17 protein-coding genes are annotated in these 15331 nt (G+C 65.3%); 9 read left to right on the top strand and 8 right to left on the bottom strand.

From position 1 onward, the window contains the following. Positions 1-45: 45 nt before the first annotated feature. A complete protein-coding gene (locus tag AC0J42_RS23435; RefSeq protein ID WP_416426196.1) occupies positions 46-357 on the bottom strand; it encodes an Mpo1-like protein in 312 nt (103 codons plus the stop codon). 148 nt (positions 358-505) lie between these two features. On the opposite strand from AC0J42_RS23435, the gene AC0J42_RS23430 reads away from it, so the two are divergent. Next, on the top strand, positions 506-1570 hold the full coding sequence (locus AC0J42_RS23430; protein WP_416426195.1) for an AraC family transcriptional regulator: 1065 nt from the start codon (positions 506-508) through the stop codon (positions 1568-1570). Here AC0J42_RS23430 and AC0J42_RS23425 read toward each other — a convergent pair. Next, positions 1527-2981 carry a TrkH family potassium uptake protein gene (locus AC0J42_RS23425; RefSeq protein WP_473004077.1) on the bottom strand — a complete coding sequence of 485 codons (1455 nt, stop codon included), beginning with the start codon at positions 2979-2981 and terminating at the stop codon, positions 1527-1529. The two genes, AC0J42_RS23430 and AC0J42_RS23425, sit on opposite strands and share 44 nt — an antisense overlap. Before the next feature lie 125 nt (positions 2982-3106). Between AC0J42_RS23425 and AC0J42_RS23420 the strand changes: the two genes are divergently transcribed. Beyond that, positions 3107-3664 carry a nitroreductase family protein gene (locus AC0J42_RS23420; protein ID WP_416426192.1) on the top strand — a complete coding sequence of 186 codons (558 nt, stop codon included), beginning with the start codon at positions 3107-3109 and terminating at the stop codon, positions 3662-3664. Positions 3665-3723: 59 nt separating this feature from the next. On the opposite strand, the gene AC0J42_RS23415 is transcribed toward AC0J42_RS23420, so the two are convergent. From AC0J42_RS23415 to AC0J42_RS23390, 6 genes are all read right to left on the bottom strand, one after another. Then, positions 3724-5064, bottom strand: coding sequence for a sensor histidine kinase (locus AC0J42_RS23415; RefSeq protein ID WP_416426191.1), 1341 nt, complete (start codon positions 5062-5064; stop codon positions 3724-3726). Positions 5065-5135: 71 nt separating this feature from the next. Beyond that, the gene (locus AC0J42_RS23410) at positions 5136-5591 is read right to left on the bottom strand and encodes an LTXXQ domain protein (protein WP_473004075.1); all 456 of its coding nucleotides are present in this window, start codon (positions 5589-5591) and stop codon (positions 5136-5138) included. 225 nt (positions 5592-5816) lie between these two features. After that, positions 5817-6494, bottom strand: coding sequence for a response regulator transcription factor (locus tag AC0J42_RS23405; protein WP_416426189.1), 678 nt, complete (start codon positions 6492-6494; stop codon positions 5817-5819). A 7-nt stretch (positions 6495-6501) separates the two neighbouring features. Next, the gene (locus tag AC0J42_RS23400; RefSeq protein WP_416426187.1) at positions 6502-6849 is read right to left on the bottom strand and encodes an SH3 domain-containing protein; all 348 of its coding nucleotides are present in this window, start codon (positions 6847-6849) and stop codon (positions 6502-6504) included. 216 nt (positions 6850-7065) lie between these two features. Further along, entirely contained in the window at positions 7066-7365 is a 300-nt protein-coding gene (locus AC0J42_RS23395) for a YciI family protein (protein WP_416426185.1), read from the bottom strand. Between the two features lies 1 nt (position 7366). Beyond that, positions 7367-7963, bottom strand: a complete 597-nt coding sequence (locus tag AC0J42_RS23390) for a septation protein A (RefSeq protein ID WP_473004072.1) — start codon at positions 7961-7963, stop codon at positions 7367-7369. A 67-nt stretch (positions 7964-8030) separates the two neighbouring features. Between AC0J42_RS23390 and AC0J42_RS23385 the strand changes: the two genes are divergently transcribed. The 7 genes from AC0J42_RS23385 to AC0J42_RS23355 all read left to right on the top strand — a co-directional run bounded on the left by AC0J42_RS23385 (position 8031) and on the right by AC0J42_RS23355 (position 15205). Further along, a complete protein-coding gene (locus AC0J42_RS23385; protein ID WP_473004069.1) occupies positions 8031-8891 on the top strand; it encodes a PHP domain-containing protein in 861 nt (286 codons plus the stop codon). A 16-nt stretch (positions 8892-8907) separates the two neighbouring features. Then, positions 8908-9537 (top strand): L-threonylcarbamoyladenylate synthase, encoded by a 630-nt coding sequence (locus tag AC0J42_RS23380; protein WP_416426179.1) that lies wholly within the window; start codon positions 8908-8910, stop codon positions 9535-9537. A gap of 125 nt (positions 9538-9662) precedes the next feature. Beyond that, complete coding sequence (locus AC0J42_RS23375; RefSeq protein ID WP_473006895.1) at positions 9663-10361, top strand: segregation and condensation protein A; 699 nt, start codon at positions 9663-9665, stop codon at positions 10359-10361. A gap of 756 nt (positions 10362-11117) precedes the next feature. Further along, positions 11118-11912: an SMC-Scp complex subunit ScpB gene (scpB, locus tag AC0J42_RS23370; protein WP_473004066.1), complete on the top strand. Its 795-nt coding sequence runs from the start codon at positions 11118-11120 to the stop codon at positions 11910-11912. Between the two features lie 6 nt (positions 11913-11918). Continuing rightward, positions 11919-12107 (top strand): DUF1289 domain-containing protein, encoded by a 189-nt coding sequence (locus AC0J42_RS23365; protein WP_473004064.1) that lies wholly within the window; start codon positions 11919-11921, stop codon positions 12105-12107. 111 nt (positions 12108-12218) lie between these two features. Then, positions 12219-13406 carry a 23S rRNA pseudouridine(2605) synthase RluB gene (rluB, locus tag AC0J42_RS23360; RefSeq protein ID WP_416426176.1) on the top strand — a complete coding sequence of 396 codons (1188 nt, stop codon included), beginning with the start codon at positions 12219-12221 and terminating at the stop codon, positions 13404-13406. Between the two features lie 404 nt (positions 13407-13810). After that, on the top strand, positions 13811-15205 hold the full coding sequence (locus AC0J42_RS23355; RefSeq protein WP_416426174.1) for an amino acid permease: 1395 nt from the start codon (positions 13811-13813) through the stop codon (positions 15203-15205). The last annotated feature ends 126 nt before the right edge of the window (positions 15206-15331 follow it).

The following is a 15331-nucleotide window of genomic DNA, read 5'->3' as shown; positions in this document are numbered from 1 at the left end:
CTCGGCTCCGTCTGTCGCGGGTTGCGGCGAGTATAGACGCAGTTGTCAAAAGCCCACTTTGCCCACCAGCATGTCGCGGTACATCACGAAGTCGCCGAACAGGCTGTACAGCGGGTGGCGGAAGGTCGCCGGGCGGTTCTTCTCGAAGAAGAAATGGCCCACCCAGGCGAAGCTGTAGCCGGCCAGCGGCAGGGCGATCAACAACAGCCAGCTGCCGCTGGCGACAATCCAGGCCACCAGCGCGATCACAAGGCTGGTGCCGACGAAATGCAGCCGGCGGCACGTGCTGTTGCTGTGCTCGGCCAGGTAATAGGGATAGAAATCCCTGAAGCTTGCAAACTCATGGCTATTGTTCACGACGGCAGTCTCGCAGACGATCAATGGGACTACGTGGCACCTTATTTAAGTCTAGAGTGAACGACAAGGCGGGCCAGTGGCCGAGGGCGCCAGTTTCGTATCTTTTGACACAATTGCCACGGTTTGAAAGGAATGGGGCGGCAGCGGCATGAGCGAACGGACCACATCGGCCAGTTGGGCCGGGGGCATTGTCAAGGCGCTGGAACTGGAAGGGCTGGACTGCCGGGCGCTGTTCGCCCAGCTGGGGCTCGACTACGGCGCGCTGGACGATCCCGATGCACGTTTTACCCAGGACTCCATGACCCGTCTCTGGACCCTGGCCGTCGAGCTGTCAGGCAACCCGGCCATTGGCCTGAACATGGCGCGGGTAGTGCGCCCGGCGTCCTTCCATGTGGTGGGCTACGCGCTGATGTCCAGCCGCACCCTGGCCGAGGGCTTCGAACGGCTGGTGCGCTACCAGCGCATCATCGCCGAAAGCGCCGACGTCAGCTTCAAGCTGTTGCCCGAGGGCTACGGCCTGATCGTCACCGTGCACGGCGACCACCTGCCACCCACCCGCCAGAGCGCCGAGGCCTCGCTGGCGTGCGCCTTATCGCTGTGCGGCTGGCTGTGCGGGCGTGTGCTGCAGCCACGCAAGGTGCTGATCCAGGGCAGCCAGCCCCATGACCTGGCGCCTTACCAGCAGGCCTTTCACGCGCCGCTGGTGTTCGGCGCGCCTTACGATGCATTGATTTTCGAACGCACCGACATGGAGGAACCGCTGGCCACCGCCAACGAGGCCATGGCCGCGCTGCATGACCGCTTTGCCGGGGAATACCTGGCGCGTTTCTCCGAAAGCCGCGTGACCCACCAGGCGCGCCAGGTGCTGTGCCGGCTGCTGCCCCAGGGCGAGCCCAAGCGCGAGGCGGTGGCCCAGGTGCTGCACCTGTCCCAGCGCACCTTGCAGCGGCGCTTGCAGGACGAGGGCACCAGCTTCCAGGCGCTGCTGGATGACACCCGCCGCGAGCTGGCCGAGCAGTACCTGGCCCAGCCGCACATGACCTTGCTGGAAGCCGCCTACCTGTTGGGCTTTGCCGACCCCAGCAACTTCTTCCGCGCCTTCCGGCGCTGGTTCGACACCACGCCGGGTGAATACCGCGCGCGCCTGCTGGGCAGCGAGCTGGTCGAGGTCAGTGCCGCCAGAACGCCGGCATGCACAGCACCAGCACCGTGATGATCTCCAGCCGGCCCAGCAGCATGCCGCCGGACAGAATCCACTTGGCGGCGTCCGGCAGCCCGGCGAAGTTGCCGGACGGGCCGATGGCCTCGCCCAGCCCCGGGCCCACGCCGGACACGGTGCTGGCGGCGCCGGTCAGCGCGGTCATCCAGTCCAGGCCCAGCAGCGACAGGGCCAGGGCGATGCCGCTGATGGTGATGGCGAAGAAGAACGAGAACGTCAGGATCGAGCGCACGATGTCTTCGTCCAGGCGGTGACCGTTGTACTTCTGGCGGATCACCGCGCGCGGGTGGATCAGCTGGTTGAGGTTGGCCTTGAGCAGGATGTAGGCCACCTGGAAGCGGAAGATCTTCACCCCGCCGGCGGTAGAGCCCGAGCAGCCGCCAATGAACCCCAGGTAGAAGAACAGCATCAGGGCGAAGTTGCCCCACAGGCTGTAGTCACCCAGGGCAAAGCCGGTGGTGGTGACCACCGAGGTCACGTTCAGCGCCACGTGGCGCAGGGCCGTCCACCACGGCAGGTTGGTCTGCCACCAGTACCAGGTGGTCATTACCAGCCAGGTCACCAGCAGCAGGCCGAGGAACCCCTGCACCTGTTCGTCGCGCAGCAGCGCCCGGCGGTTGCCGCGCAGGGTGGCCACGTACAGGGTGAACGGCAGGCTGCCGAGGATCATCACCACCACCGCCACCCAGTGCACCGCTGGCTGCGACCACTTGGCCAGGGACTGGTCGGAGGTGGAGAAACCGCCGGTGGAAATCGCCGACATGGCGTGGTTGATGGCGTCGAACACGCTCATGCCCGCGGCCCAGAAGGCCAGGCTGCCCAGCGCGGTGATGCCGATGTACACCAGCACGATGGACTTGGCCACCATGTGCGAGCGCGGCATGACCTTCTCCGAGCGGTCCGAGGACTCGGTCTGGAACAGGCGCATGCCGCCCACCCGCAGCAGCGGCAGGATCGCCACCGCCATGCCGATGAAGCCGATGCCGCCCAGCCAGTGCAGCAGCGAGCGCCACATCAGGATGCCGGGGGACATGCTGTCCAGGCCGCTGAGCACGGTGGAGCCGGTGGCGGTGATGCCCGACATGCTCTCGAAGAAGGCGTCGGTGTAGCTGGTGTGCTCGGTGAGCACGAAGGGCAGGGCGGCGAACACGCACACCACCAGCCAGCTGGACACGGTCAGCAGGTACATGTCGCGCGGGCGCAGGTTGACGTTGTCCGGGCGGCCGGGGACCAGCAGCGCCAGGCCGGCGACGAAGGTGATCAGGCTCGACCACAGGAAGGACGGCAGGTCGCCGGTGTGGCCGAAGATCAGCAGGGTGGCCATGGGGATGACCATGCTGATCGCCAGAGTGATCAGGAAGATGCCGATGATAAAGCCAATGATGCGCAGGGTCGGCAACGCCATGGAGTCCGCTCGGGGCTGAAAAAAGAAGGGCGCCATTCTACCTGCGGGTCTGTGCATGTAAACCCGGCAAGGGTTTGCTCGTTATGTCTAGAATAGGTGCTCTTTCACTGTTCAGGAGGTGGCCGATGGAGGCCCTCGACGCATTGCTCAACCGTGTATCCGTTCCGCGCCTGGTGGAGCCCGCGCCGTCGGCGCAACAGCGTGAAGTGCTGTTCCAGGCCGCCCTGCGCGCGCCGGACCATGGCCAGCTGCGGCCCTGGCGGTTCCTGACCGTGGAAGGCGCGGCCCGCGAGCAGCTGGGTGAAATCCTGGCCGAGGCGGTGCAGCTCAAGGGCGACGCCACCCCGGCGGCGCTGGAGAAAGCCCGTGGCATGCCGCTGCGGGCGCCGCTGGTGGTCGTGGTGGTGGCGCGCCTGCAGGATCACTTCAAGGTGCCCAAGGCCGAGCAACTGCTGGCGGCCGGTTGCGCGGCGCAGAACATCCTGCTGGCGGCGTTCGCCCAGGGCATCGGCGCGGTGTGGCGCACCGGCGAGCTGGCCTACGCCCCGCACGTGGCCAAGGGCCTGGGGCTGGGCGAAGGCGAGGAGGTGATTGCCTTCCTGTACCTGGGCACGCCGCTGAACCCGCCGCGCGAAGCGCCAGTGGTCAGCACCGCCGACTACGTCAGCGCCTGGTCGGCCTGATAGGCCTGGGCTTTTGACGCGGCCGTGGGTGTATTCCGTAGCAGCGGCCGCAGGCCGCGTCAGGCGGCGGTAACCGGGGTCAGCGGCAGGTCCAGGGTGGCCATGAAGCCGCCCTGGGGATGGTTGGCCAGGCTCAGGTTGCCGCCGTGGCGTTCCACCGCCCGCCGCGCAATGGCCAGCCCCAGGCCATGGCCCGCTGCGGTCTGCCCCGGCGCCCGGTAGAACGGCTCGCCCAGCTGCGCCAGGTGCTCGTCCGCTACCCCAGGGCCGTGGTCGCGCACGCTCAACTCCACGTGCTCGTTCACCAGCCGCGCGCTCAGCTCGATGGGCTGGTCCTCGGGGTTGAAGCGCAAGGCGTTGCGCACCAGGTTGTCCACCGCCCGCTCGATCATGGTCGGCCAGCCGGTCAGGGTCAGGCCCGGTTCACAGTCAATCTTGATCTGCTGTTCCGCCGCGCTCAGGCGCGCATCGTTGCGCACGCTTTTCAGCACCGTGGCCACGTCCACCGGCTCGGCGGTGGCGTGCTCGGCGTCCAGCCGCGCCAGGGTCAGGATCTCGCTGATCAGCGCTTCCAGGCGGTCGCACTCGCGGGTCAGGCGCGGCCACAGGCGTTCGCGCTGCTCGGGCTCGGCGCGCTCGGCCAGGGCCAGGGCGATGCGCAGGCGCGCCAGCGGCGAGCGCAGCTCGTGGGAGACGTCGCGCAGCAGTTGCCGCTGGCTGCCGATCAGGCTTTGCAGGCGGCCGCCCATGCGGTTGAAGTCGTTGGCCAGCACGCCGAACTCGTCGCGCCGCTTGGCCAGCTGCGCCAGGCTGTTCTGCTGGTAGGTGGTCTGCCCCAGTTCATGCACCGCGCCGCGCAGGCGGCTGAGCGGGCGGGTGATGGACAGGGTCACCAGCAGGCTGAACAGGGTCAGCACCACCAGGGCGATGCCCAGCGCACTGAGCGGCCACACCAGGCTCTGGCGGCGCCAGGCATCCAGCTCCGGGTGGGCGATGCGGTAGATCAGCAGGTAGGTGTCGCCGGTCTTGGGGCTGGTGTATTCGGCGGTCAGGCGCCGCCAGGGCAGGGGCCGGTCGTCATTACCGTCGCTCTGGCGCGCCTCGAAGGCTGCCGCGCGGCGCGGGAAGGTGCCGGGCACCACCGCTTCGCCGGCTTCGTTGAGTACCTGCACATCGATGTGGTAACGCCACTTGCGCTCTTCCAGCAGCTGCTGGGCCGCGTCCTGGCCGTCTTTCTCGTACGTCTGCACCCAGGTCTGCGCGAGGTTGTGCAGGCCGGGGTGGCGGCTGAGAATCCAGGTGTCCTGGTTCAATACGTGGCCCAGCAGGATCGACAGGCCGGCGACGAGGGCGATGGCCAGCCAGAAGCTTGCCAGGATGCGCCAGAACAATGATCGCAAGGGGAGTACCTCAAATGCAGAAGCCCGGACACGCGTGAGCGTGCCGGGCGGGGGTCAACGATAGGTGAAGCTTACTGGGCTTTCTGGTCCTTTTGGGCCTTCCACGCCTGGAACTCTTTCCATTCGGCGCGGCGCGCGTCCTGTTGCTTCTTCATTTCGTCGAACTGTTTCTGCTGGGTCGGGTTCAGCACGGCGCGGATGTCGGCGCGGGCCTTGTCATGCTTGGCGGTGATCTCGTCCTTCATCGCCTTCTGGTCGGCTGCCGGCAGCTTTTCCAGGTACTTGTGCAGCACTTCGCGGTCGATGTGGCGTTCTTCACCCATCAGCTGGCCGATTTTCTGACGCTGTTCAGGGCTCAGGTCCAGCTTGGCGAAACCGTCGCGCGGGCCGCGCTCGTGGTGCATGCCAGGGCCGCCGAAGCCAGGGCCGCCAGGACCGAAGCCTGGGCCATCGCCGCCTTCAGGTGCAGCCATGGCAACGGCGGGCAGGGCGGCGGCGAACATCAGAGCCATAAGGGTCTTGCGCATGGTGAATCTCCTTGTCTCGTTGCCGGTGGTATCAACCGGATGAGCTCAGTTTATGGAGATCAAGGTCAGCTGCAGTCAGTGGACGGTAAAGCTTAGGTAAAGACGTCTAGAGCGGGGGTTTACACAAACAACCGCGTGATCCACATCGCGGCCAAGGCCGGCTCCTACGCCGATCGTGTAGGAGCCGGCCTTGGCCGCGATGGGGATTACGCGATGTTTGAATAATCACTCGGCGTAGTAGTAGCCGCGGCTGCGCAGCGCGACGATGCGCGGGCGGCCGTCGGCGTGGGGGCCGATCTTCTTGCGCAGGTTGCTCACGTGCATGTCCAGGCTGCGGTCGTACAGGGTCAGCTTGCGGCCCAGGGCGATCTGCGCCAGCTCCTGCTTGTCCAGCGGCTCGCCCGGCTGGCGCAGCAGGGCTTCGAGCAGGCGGCTCTCGGAGATGGTCAGGGTGATGTCGTGCTCGTCGATGGTCACCACGCCGCGCGCCTGGCTGAAGCACAGGTCGCCCAGTTCCAGCTGGCCGCTGGCGGCGCTGGGGTGGCTGCGGCGCAGCACGGCGCGCAGGCGTGCGGTCAGCTCGCGCGGGTCGCAGGGCTTGGCCAGGTAGTCATCGGCGCCCAGCTCCAGGCCCAGGATACGGTCCAGCGGCTCGCCGCGGGCCGACAGCATCAGCACCGGCAGGTCGGGGTGTTCGTTGCGCAGTTGCTTGAGCAGCTCCAGGCCGCTGCCGTCGGGCAGCATCACGTCCAGCACCACGGCTGCCGGGGACAGCTCGGCCAGGGCCTTGCGGGCACTGCCGCCATCATGGCAGGCGCGCACCACGAAGCCTTCCTGGCTCAGCCAGCTGCCAAGCAGCTCGCACAACTCCACGTCATCATCAATCAGTAACAGATCGCTCATGAAACTCTCAATTCAACCATTGCCGACGTTGTCTACGCCCGCCGCTGATAAAGATACCGCACATGGCGGCCAACAAGGCCACGCCGCCGCCGGTAACAAACCATTGCTGTTGCTCGGTCAGCAGGCGCACGCCTGGCGCCATCTTGCCCTGGGCTTCCTGCAACTGCAGTTTGAGCCGCTGGATTTCCTGGTTCAGGTCGGCCCGGGCCCGCTCGCTGTCCTTGAGCCGCTGCTGCAGGTCGCTGACCTGGCTGCCGGCGTTCAGTGCCAATGGCGTGGAAGGCTCGTCGGCTTGGGCATCGCCGGCACCGAGCAGGAGCAGCACGAACAGCGAAAACAGCACACTCTGGCGCATACAGACTCCCGATTCTGTCGATTGTTCGGCAGGTTGTCGGCAGTCGTGGGGGAATGATGAGCAATGGATCAGTACAAAGAAACAGTTTTTTGCAGCACAAACGACGTAGCCGCTGCCGTCAGGCTGCGCTGGCCTGTATCAACACCGGAAAACTCCAGCGAGGCACAGGGCCAGCGCAGCCTGGCGGCAGCGGCTACGCGATAGTGGCAGCGGGGGTTACGGCAGGGTCTGCTTGAACGGCTTGACCAGTACGTCGGCGTACACGCCGGCTTCCACGAACGGGTCGGCACCGGCCCATTCCTGGGCGGCGGCCAGGGATTCGAACTCGGCCACGATCAGGCTGCCGGAGAAGCCGGCGGCGCCTGGGTCGTTGCTGTCTACCGCCGGGTGCGGGCCGGCCAGGACCAGGCGACCGTCATCCTTGAGCTTCTCCAGGCGCGCCAGGTGGGCTGGGCGCACGCTCAGGCGTTTGTCCAGCGAGTTTGGCGTGTCGGTGGCAATGATTGCGTAGAGCATGTCAGTCCTCGGTCTTCGGGGTGGTGGTGTCTGCGTCATGCAGGTGGCGGGACAGGTAGATGCCCTGGCCTACCAGGAACAGCAGGGTCATGCCCAGGCTGCCGAAGACCTTGAAGTCCACCCAGATGCTCTGGAAGGTAAAGGCCACGAACAGGTTGGCGGCGCCGCTGAACAGGAAGAAGATGATCCAGGCCACGTTCAGCCGCGCCCACACGGCGTCCGGCAGGGTCAGGGCGTGGCCCATCAGGCGCTTGATCAGCAGGCGGTCGCCAATGAAATGGCTGCCGGTGAAGGCCAGGGCGAACAGCCAGTTGACCACTGGCGCCTTCCATTTCAGGAAGGTCTCGCTGTGGAACGCCAGGGTCAGGCTGCCGAACACCAGGCACGCGGCCAGGGTCAGCCATTGGCTCTTCTCCAGCTTGCGCTGGGTGATGAACAGGATGCCGTAGACGATGATCGAGCTGGCGATCAGCACGCCGGTGGCGCTGAAGATACCGCCCAGGGTGACCTGCTGGCCGGCGACTTCGATGGTGCGTGGGTCAAGCTTGTAGACGATGAAAAACAGGAACAGCGGGATGAAATCGATGAATTGTTTCACAGTGGCAGCCAGAAGCAGGATGTGACGGCATAATAACAAACATCAAAGACAGCGAAAGCGCCACCACATGAATGTTGACCTGCACTGCCACAGCACCGCCTCCGACGGCTCCCTCTCGCCGACCGAGCTGGCTGCGCGCGCCCACGCCAATGGCGTGCGGGTACTGGCGCTGACCGACCACGACACCCTCGAAGGCCTGCCCGAGGCCCGCGAAGCCACGCGGGCGCTGGGCATGCAGTGGGTGAGCGGGGTGGAAATGTCCTGCACCTGGGGCGGCGCCACCATCCACGTGCTGGGCTACGGCTTCGAACTCGACGCGCCACCGTTGGTCGCCGCGGTGGAAGCCCTGCACACCGGCCGCTGGCTGCGCGCCGAGGAAATCAGCCGACGACTGGCACTCAAGGGCATGCCCGGCGCCCTCGAAGGCGCGCGCGCCATCCAGCAGGAGCTGGGCGACAGCGGCAACGCCCCGGCGCGCCCGCACTTCGCCGAGTTCCTGGTGCGCCAGCACTACGTGAAAGACCGCGCCGAAGCCTTCCGCAAGTGGCTGGGCGCCGGCAAGCTGGGTGACGTCAAGCTGCACTGGCCTACGCTGGAAGAGACCGTCGGCACCCTGCGCGCCGCGGGCGCGTGGGTGAGCCTGGCGCACCCGCTGCATTACGATTTCACCCGCAGCAAGCGCCGCAAGCTGATTGCCGACTATATTCAAGCCGGTGGCCAGGCAATCGAAGTGGTGAATGGCATGCAGCCTGCCGAACAGGTGGGCACCCTGTCGATCCTGGCGCGCGAGTTCGGTCTGCTGGTCAGCGCCGGCAGTGATTTCCATGGTCCAGGGGCCTGGTCCGAGATCGGTGTGTACCGACCCGTGCCAGAGGACTTGCCACCTTTATGGTGCCGGTTCAAACATGAGCAGCCACTCGTCGTCTGACCAACAGGTAGAGAACGTGAGTCAATTCTTCCAGATTCATCCGGAAAACCCTCAGCCGCGCCTGATCAAACAGGCCGTGGAGATCATCCGCAAGGGCGGCGTGGTGATCTACCCCACCGACTCTTCCTACGCCATGGGCTGCCAGATCGGTGACAAGGGCGCCATCGAGCGCGTGCGCCGCCTGCGCAAGCTGGACGACAAGCACAACTTCACCCTGATCTGCCGCGACCTGTCGCAACTGGGGCTGTTCGCCAAGATCGACACCGGCGCGTTCCGCCTGCTGAAGGCGCACATTCCAGGGCCCTACACATTCATTCTCAACGCTACCCGCGAGGTGCCGCGCCTGTTGCTGCACGACAAGCGCCGCACCATCGGCCTGCGCGTGCCCGACCACCCCATTTCCCACGCGCTGCTGGAAGAGTTGGGCGAGCCGCTGATGAGCGTGAGCCTGATCATGCCCGGCGAGACCCTGCCCATGACCGACCCCTACGAGATGCGCCAGCTGCTGGAGCACCACGTGGACCTGATCATCGACGGCGGTTTCGGTGGCGTGTCGGCGTCGACGGTGATCAACCTGGCCGACGGCGAACCGCAGGTGGTGCGCGTGGGCTGTGGCGACCCGTCGCCGTTCATGGCCGAGGCGTGAGTGGCGTGACCATCGCTGAAAACACCCCTGCCATAGACGAGCCGCGTGTGCCCGAGCAGCTGGCGCTGGTGTATGGCCAGTCGTTCACGGAAATGCCCGTGGACCTGTACATCCCGCCCGATGCGCTGGAAGTCTTCCTCGAAGCCTTCGAAGGCCCGCTGGACCTGCTGCTGTACCTGATTCGCAAGCAGAACATCGACATCCTCGACATCCCCGTGGCGGAAATCACCCGCCAGTACATGGGCTACGTCGAGCTGATGAAGACCGTGCGCCTGGAACTGGCCGCCGAGTACCTGGTGATGGCCGCCATGCTCGCCGAGATCAAGTCGCGCATGCTGCTGCCGCGTTCGGCCGAGGCCGAGGTGGAAGAAGACGACCCGCGTGCGGAGCTGATCCGTCGGCTGCAGGAGTACGAGCGGTTCAAGGCGGCGGCCGAGAACCTCGATGGCCTCAAGCGCCTGGGCCGTGACATTTACGTGCCGCAGCTGGATGCGCCCCAGGCCAAGGTGCGCAAGCTGGTGCCTGACGTGGCGCTGGAGGAGGTGCTGTTGGCCATGGCCGAAGTGATGCGGCGGGGGGATCTGTTCGAGAGCCACCAGGTGAGCCGTGAGGCGTTGTCGACCCGCGAGCGCATGAGTGAGGTGCTGGAGCGGTTGAAGGGCGGGGGCTTTGTGCCGTTTGTCGAGTTGTTTACCAAGGAGGAGGGCAAGTTGGGGGTGGTGGTGACGTTTATGGCCATCCTGGAGCTTGTGAAGGAATCGTTGGTGGAATTGGTGCAGAATGAGCCGTTTGCGGCGATTCATGTCCGCGCAAGGGCGGAGTGATAACACCGTCACTCCGCCGATCAAGCTTTTGATCTTGATCCCGTGCGGCCTTTGATCTTGATTGTGTGCCCCATAAAGCGCCAGGGCCGACTGGAGGCGTTGGCCAAGCGGGCTGAGGCGTAGCCGAAGAAGACGGAACCGGAGGCGCTTCTATTCCGGGCCGTCGGCCGCTTGGGCGACGCCGGAGGGAGGGGACCCGCAGCGAAGCGGAGGGACCAAGCAGGGGCAAGCCTTTTTTGGTTACTTTTTGGGGCGTTTGCCAAAAAGTGACCCGGCGTAAGGCCGGAAAGGTGATTCTGCATCACCCTCGGTAATGGATATGTTCACGGTATTTGGATCCCGCTTTTGAGGGTTTCGGACATATCCATTTTCGTGGTGCGACCACCGACCGTTTCGCCCTTACGGCGACTCCCTTTTTGGCAGTCGCCCGGTGTGCCGGCCCAGCCAAAAAGGAAGCAAAAAGGGCTCGCCCCTGCTTGGGCCCTCCGCTGCGCTACGGGTCCCCTCCTTCCGGCGCCGCTCAACGGGCAGACGGCACCCGCTATAGAAGCCTGCGGGTTACCGTCTCTTCGGCCTGCGGCCTCGGCCCTTCGGGCAGCCCGTTGATCGACGCCTCCAGTCGGCCCTGGCGCTTAACGGGGCCAAGATCAAAAGCCGGATCAAAAGCAAAGCAAGATCAAGATCAAGATCAAGATCACTAGCAACGGCAAGAGCAGCAGAGAGCGCTGGATCAGAATTGTGAACAAGAGCCAATAGATGAATTTGACCGAACCCCGCGAGCTGGCGTCCCTGCTCGAAGCCTTCCTGCTCGCCTCCGGCAAGCCGCAATCGCTGGACCGCCTGTACGAGCTGTTCGAGGAAACCGAGCGCCCCGAGCCTGCTGTGTTCAAGAAGGCCCTGGACCTACTGCGCAAAAGCTGCGACAGCCGCTCCTTCGAGCTGGTGGAGGTGGCCTCCGGCTACCGCCTGCAGATCCGCGAAAAGTTCGCGCCCTGGGTCGGGCGGCTGTGGGAGGAACGCCCGCAGCGCTATTCCCGTGCACTGCTGGAAACCCTGGCGCTGATTGCCTATCGCCAACCCATCACCCGTGGCGAGATCGAGGACGTGCGGGGCGTGGCGGTGAACAGCAACATCACCAAGACCCTGCTCGAGCGCGAGTGGATTCGCGTGGTGGGCTACCGCGAGGTGCCCGGGCGGCCGGCGATGTTCGCCACTACCAAGGCGTTCCTCGACCACTTCAACCTGAAGAACCTCGATGACCTGCCGCCGCTGGCCGAGCTGCGCGAGATCGAGCCCGAGCCGCTGGTCGAGGACCTGGATGAAGATCCGCCGGTGCCCGCGCACCTGCAGGCCCTGGCCGATGCCAGTGCCGAGCCGGGCGAGGAGGGCGAGGCGCCGAAGGAGGAAACCAGCTTCCACACCCTGCTGGCCGAACTCGACAGCATGGAACAGGGTCTCAAGACTGACTTCGACGATTTGCTCGACGCGCCCCTGGCCCCCTTCGACGAGACGGAAGACGGCGAGGAGGAGCAAGAGCCCCGCCACGAGTGAGTGCCCATGAGCAGCAAGGATCCCTGTATCGGTGTCTGCAAGTTCAATGACGATGTCTGCGTGGGCTGCGGGCGCACCAAGCGTGAAATCAAGGGCTGGAAGAAGCTGGACAAGGGCGAGCGCCGCGAGGCGTTGGCCCAGGCGCACCTGCGTTTGCTGGCGCTGGGTGCCACCGGCCGACGGAAAAAGAAATAACCCACGCTATTTCGACTAGTCTCAGGTGCGCAACGCCGCACATGCGCGTATGATTCGCGACCCTTCGGGCGACATGAACGCCCCACATCACACACCGGGAGGTGCTAAAAGATGAGTGAACCTATCAAGCCAGAAGTCCAGGAAATGGGCCCCGCCGGCGAAAAACTGCAGAAAGTCCTGGCCCGTATCGGCGTCGGCTCGCGTCGCGACGTGGAAGCCTGGATCGGTGAAGGCCGCATCAAGGTCAACGGCGTGGCCGCCACCCTGGGCCAGCGCGTCGACCTGCACGACGCCATCAGCGTCGACGGCAAGGTGATCAAGCGCGAAGAAGCCTCGGAAACCGTGCGCCGCGTGATCATCTACAACAAGCCGGACGGCGAGATCTGCACCCGTGACGACCCGGAAGGCCGCCCGACCGTGTTCGACCGCCTGCCGCGCCCGCGCGAAGGCCGCTGGATCAACATTGGCCGCCTGGACATCAACACCACCGGCCTGCTGATGTTCACCACCGACGGTGAGCTGGCCAACCGCCTGATGCACCCGTCCTACGAGATGGACCGTGAATACGCCGTGCGCGTGCGCGGTGAAGTCGACGACGACATGCTGCTGCGCCTGAAGAACGGCGTGATCCTGGAAGACGGCCCGGCGCGGTTCACCGACATCCAGGTGGCACCGGGTGGTGAAGGCTTCAACCACTGGTACCACTGCGTGGTCATGGAAGGCCGCAACCGTGAAGTGCGTCGCCTGTGGGAATCCCAGGGCCTGGTGGTCAGCCGCCTGAAGCGCGTGCGTTTCGGCCCGGTGTTCCTCAACTCCGACCTGCCCATGGGCCGCTGGCGCGAACTGAGCCAGCACGAAGTGGACGTGCTCAGCGCCGAAGTGGGCCTGAGCGCCGTGGCCATGCCGACCATGAGCACCAAGAGCAAGGACAAGCTGGACCGCATGCAGCGCAAGTCGTCGCGCCCCATGGCCCGCAGCGAGCGCGTGCGCACCCTGCGCCCGGCCCACGACGGTGCCGCCGGTGCCGAGCGCCCAGCCCGCGCGCCACGCCTGGAAGAAGGCGAGCGCCCGGCGCGCAAGCCACGCGGTGACGCGCCGGCCCCGCGCCGTGGCGAAGCGCCGGCCCGCAAGGACGGTCGTGGTTCGGCGGTGGCCGAGCGCCCGGCCGACATGAACAAGCGTCCAGCCAAGCCAGGTGCCCAGCGCCCAGGCCTGAAGCTGTCGGACGACAGCAAGCGCCGTGGCCCAGCCGCGGACAAGCGTGCGCCGGTCACCCGCCGCAAGCCCAAGCCTGAGTAATCAACGCGCTTGAACTGCAAACGCCAGCCTTCGGGCTGGCGTTTTGCATTCTGGCGTGTGGAAAATTGCCGTTGCAGGCTGTAAACATTTGTTTACGATCGTGGCGTTGGCCAAAAGCTCGCTGGCAAGCCAGCTCCCACAGGGAACATTGGGGAAATGTGGGAGCTGGCTTGCCAGCGAGCTGTTAGGGTGTAAAGAAATATTTCCGCTCGTGCACTAATTTGTAACATTCCCTGCCTTTTTGCCCTCTTGCCAGCCTCGACCCCTCGCGCTCTGATGCCCGGCGTGTACAATGCGCGCCCTTTACTGTGGCACCCTGCGTTAACGCGCGCCTGTCTACCGCCTCATCACGAGTGGGGCGGGTCCGTTCCGTCACAGATAAAAATAACCAGGTGACCAACACAATGAGTGCACAAGACTCATCCGGCCAGCTCAAGCGCGGCCTGAAAAATCGACACATCCAATTGATTGCCCTCGGCGGTGCCATCGGCACCGGGCTGTTCCTCGGCTCGGCCGGGGTGCTCAAGTCGGCCGGGCCCTCGATGATCCTCGGCTACGCCATCTGCGGTTTCATCGCCTTCATGATCATGCGCCAGCTGGGCGAGATGATTGTCGAAGAACCGGTGGCCGGCTCGTTCAGCCATTTCGCGCACAAGTACTGGGGCGGCTTCGCCGGCTTCCTGTCGGGCTGGAACTGCTGGGTGCTGTACATCCTGGTGGGCATGTCGGAACTGACCGCAGTTGGCAAGTACGTGCACTACTGGTGGCCGGAGATCCCGACCTGGGTCTCGGCCGCGGTGTTCTTCGTCATGATCAACGCCATCAACCTGGCCAACGTCAAGGTGTTCGGCGAGGCCGAGTTCTGGTTCGCCATCATCAAGGTGGCGGCCATCGTCGGCATGATCGCCCTGGGCAGCTACCTGCTGGTCAGCGGCCACGGCGGCCCGCAGGCCTCGGTCAGCAACCTGTGGGACCACGGCGGCTTCTTCCCCAATGGCGTCAAGGGCCTGGTGATGGCGCTGGCAATCATCATGTTCTCGTTCGGCGGCCTGGAAATGCTCGGCTTCACCGCTGCCGAGGCCGACCAGCCCAAGACCGTGATTCCCAAGGCCATCAACCAGGTCATCTACCGCATCCTGATCTTCTACATCGGCGCCCTGGTGGTGCTGCTGTCGCTGACCCCGTGGGATGGCCTGCTGCAGACCCTGGATAGCGCCGGCGACGCCTACAGCGGCAGCCCGTTCGTGCAGGTGTTCTCGATGCTGGGCAGCAACACCGCGGCGCACATCCTCAACTTCGTGGTGCTGACCGCGGCGCTGTCGGTGTACAACAGCGGCACCTACTGCAACAGCCGCATGCTGCTGGGCATGGCCGAGCAGGGCGACGCCCCTGCGGCGCTGGCCAAGGTGGACAAGCGCGGCGTGCCGGTGCGGGCCATCCTGGTGTCGGCGGCAGTGACCCTGGTGGCCGTGCTGCTCAACTACTTCATGCCCCATGACGCGCTGGAACTGCTGATGTCGCTGGTAGTGGCCACCCTGGTGATCAACTGGGCGATGATCAGCTTCTCGCACCTCAAGTTCCGCCAGCACCAGGTGCGCAACGGCCAGGTGTCGTCGTTCAAGGCGCTGTGGTCGCCGTGGGGCAACTACATCTGCCTGGCGTTCGTGGTGTTCATCCTCGGCATCATGCTGATGATCCCGGGCATCAACGTCTCGGTGTACGCCATCCCTGTGTGGGTGGTGGTGATGTACGTGGCGTACCTCGCCAAGAACCGCCGCGCCGCCCTGGCGCTGGGTTGATTCGCGCCATACTCCGCGCGTAGCCGCTGCCGCAGGCTGCGCTGGCCCTGAGTCGCGCTGGGTATCTCCAGTGCACGCGCGGGCCAGCGCAGCCTTCGGCAGCGGCTACGCGCGTGATGGTGTACC

The sequence above is a fragment of the Pseudomonas sp. Tav-5-1A genome (genome assembly GCF_055755055.1).
The sequence above is the reverse complement of the archived record's forward strand: the minus strand, read 5'-3'. Positions and strand labels throughout refer to the sequence as shown.

What these genes read in the sequence shown, in the direction of transcription:
- AC0J42_RS23430 (WP_416426195.1), top strand. Translation starts at nt 506, where the DNA reads ATGAGCGAACGGACCACATCGGCCAGTTGGGCCGGGGGCATTGTCAAG.
- AC0J42_RS23425 (WP_473004077.1), bottom strand. Translation starts at nt 2,981, where the DNA reads ATGGCGTTGCCGACCCTGCGCATCATTGGCTTTATCATCGGCATCTTC.
- AC0J42_RS23420 (WP_416426192.1), top strand. Translation starts at nt 3,107, where the DNA reads ATGGAGGCCCTCGACGCATTGCTCAACCGTGTATCCGTTCCGCGCCTG.
- AC0J42_RS23410 (WP_473004075.1), bottom strand. Translation starts at nt 5,591, where the DNA reads ATGCGCAAGACCCTTATGGCTCTGATGTTCGCCGCCGCCCTGCCCGCC.
- AC0J42_RS23405 (WP_416426189.1), bottom strand. Translation starts at nt 6,494, where the DNA reads ATGAGCGATCTGTTACTGATTGATGATGACGTGGAGTTGTGCGAGCTG.
- AC0J42_RS23400 (WP_416426187.1), bottom strand. Translation starts at nt 6,849, where the DNA reads ATGCGCCAGAGTGTGCTGTTTTCGCTGTTCGTGCTGCTCCTGCTCGGT.
- AC0J42_RS23395 (WP_416426185.1), bottom strand. Translation starts at nt 7,365, where the DNA reads ATGCTCTACGCAATCATTGCCACCGACACGCCAAACTCGCTGGACAAA.
- AC0J42_RS23385 (WP_473004069.1), top strand. Translation starts at nt 8,031, where the DNA reads ATGAATGTTGACCTGCACTGCCACAGCACCGCCTCCGACGGCTCCCTC.
- scpB (WP_473004066.1), top strand. Translation starts at nt 11,118, where the DNA reads ATGAATTTGACCGAACCCCGCGAGCTGGCGTCCCTGCTCGAAGCCTTC.
- AC0J42_RS23365 (WP_473004064.1), top strand. Translation starts at nt 11,919, where the DNA reads ATGAGCAGCAAGGATCCCTGTATCGGTGTCTGCAAGTTCAATGACGAT.
- rluB (WP_416426176.1), top strand. Translation starts at nt 12,219, where the DNA reads ATGAGTGAACCTATCAAGCCAGAAGTCCAGGAAATGGGCCCCGCCGGC.
- AC0J42_RS23355 (WP_416426174.1), top strand. Translation starts at nt 13,811, where the DNA reads ATGAGTGCACAAGACTCATCCGGCCAGCTCAAGCGCGGCCTGAAAAAT.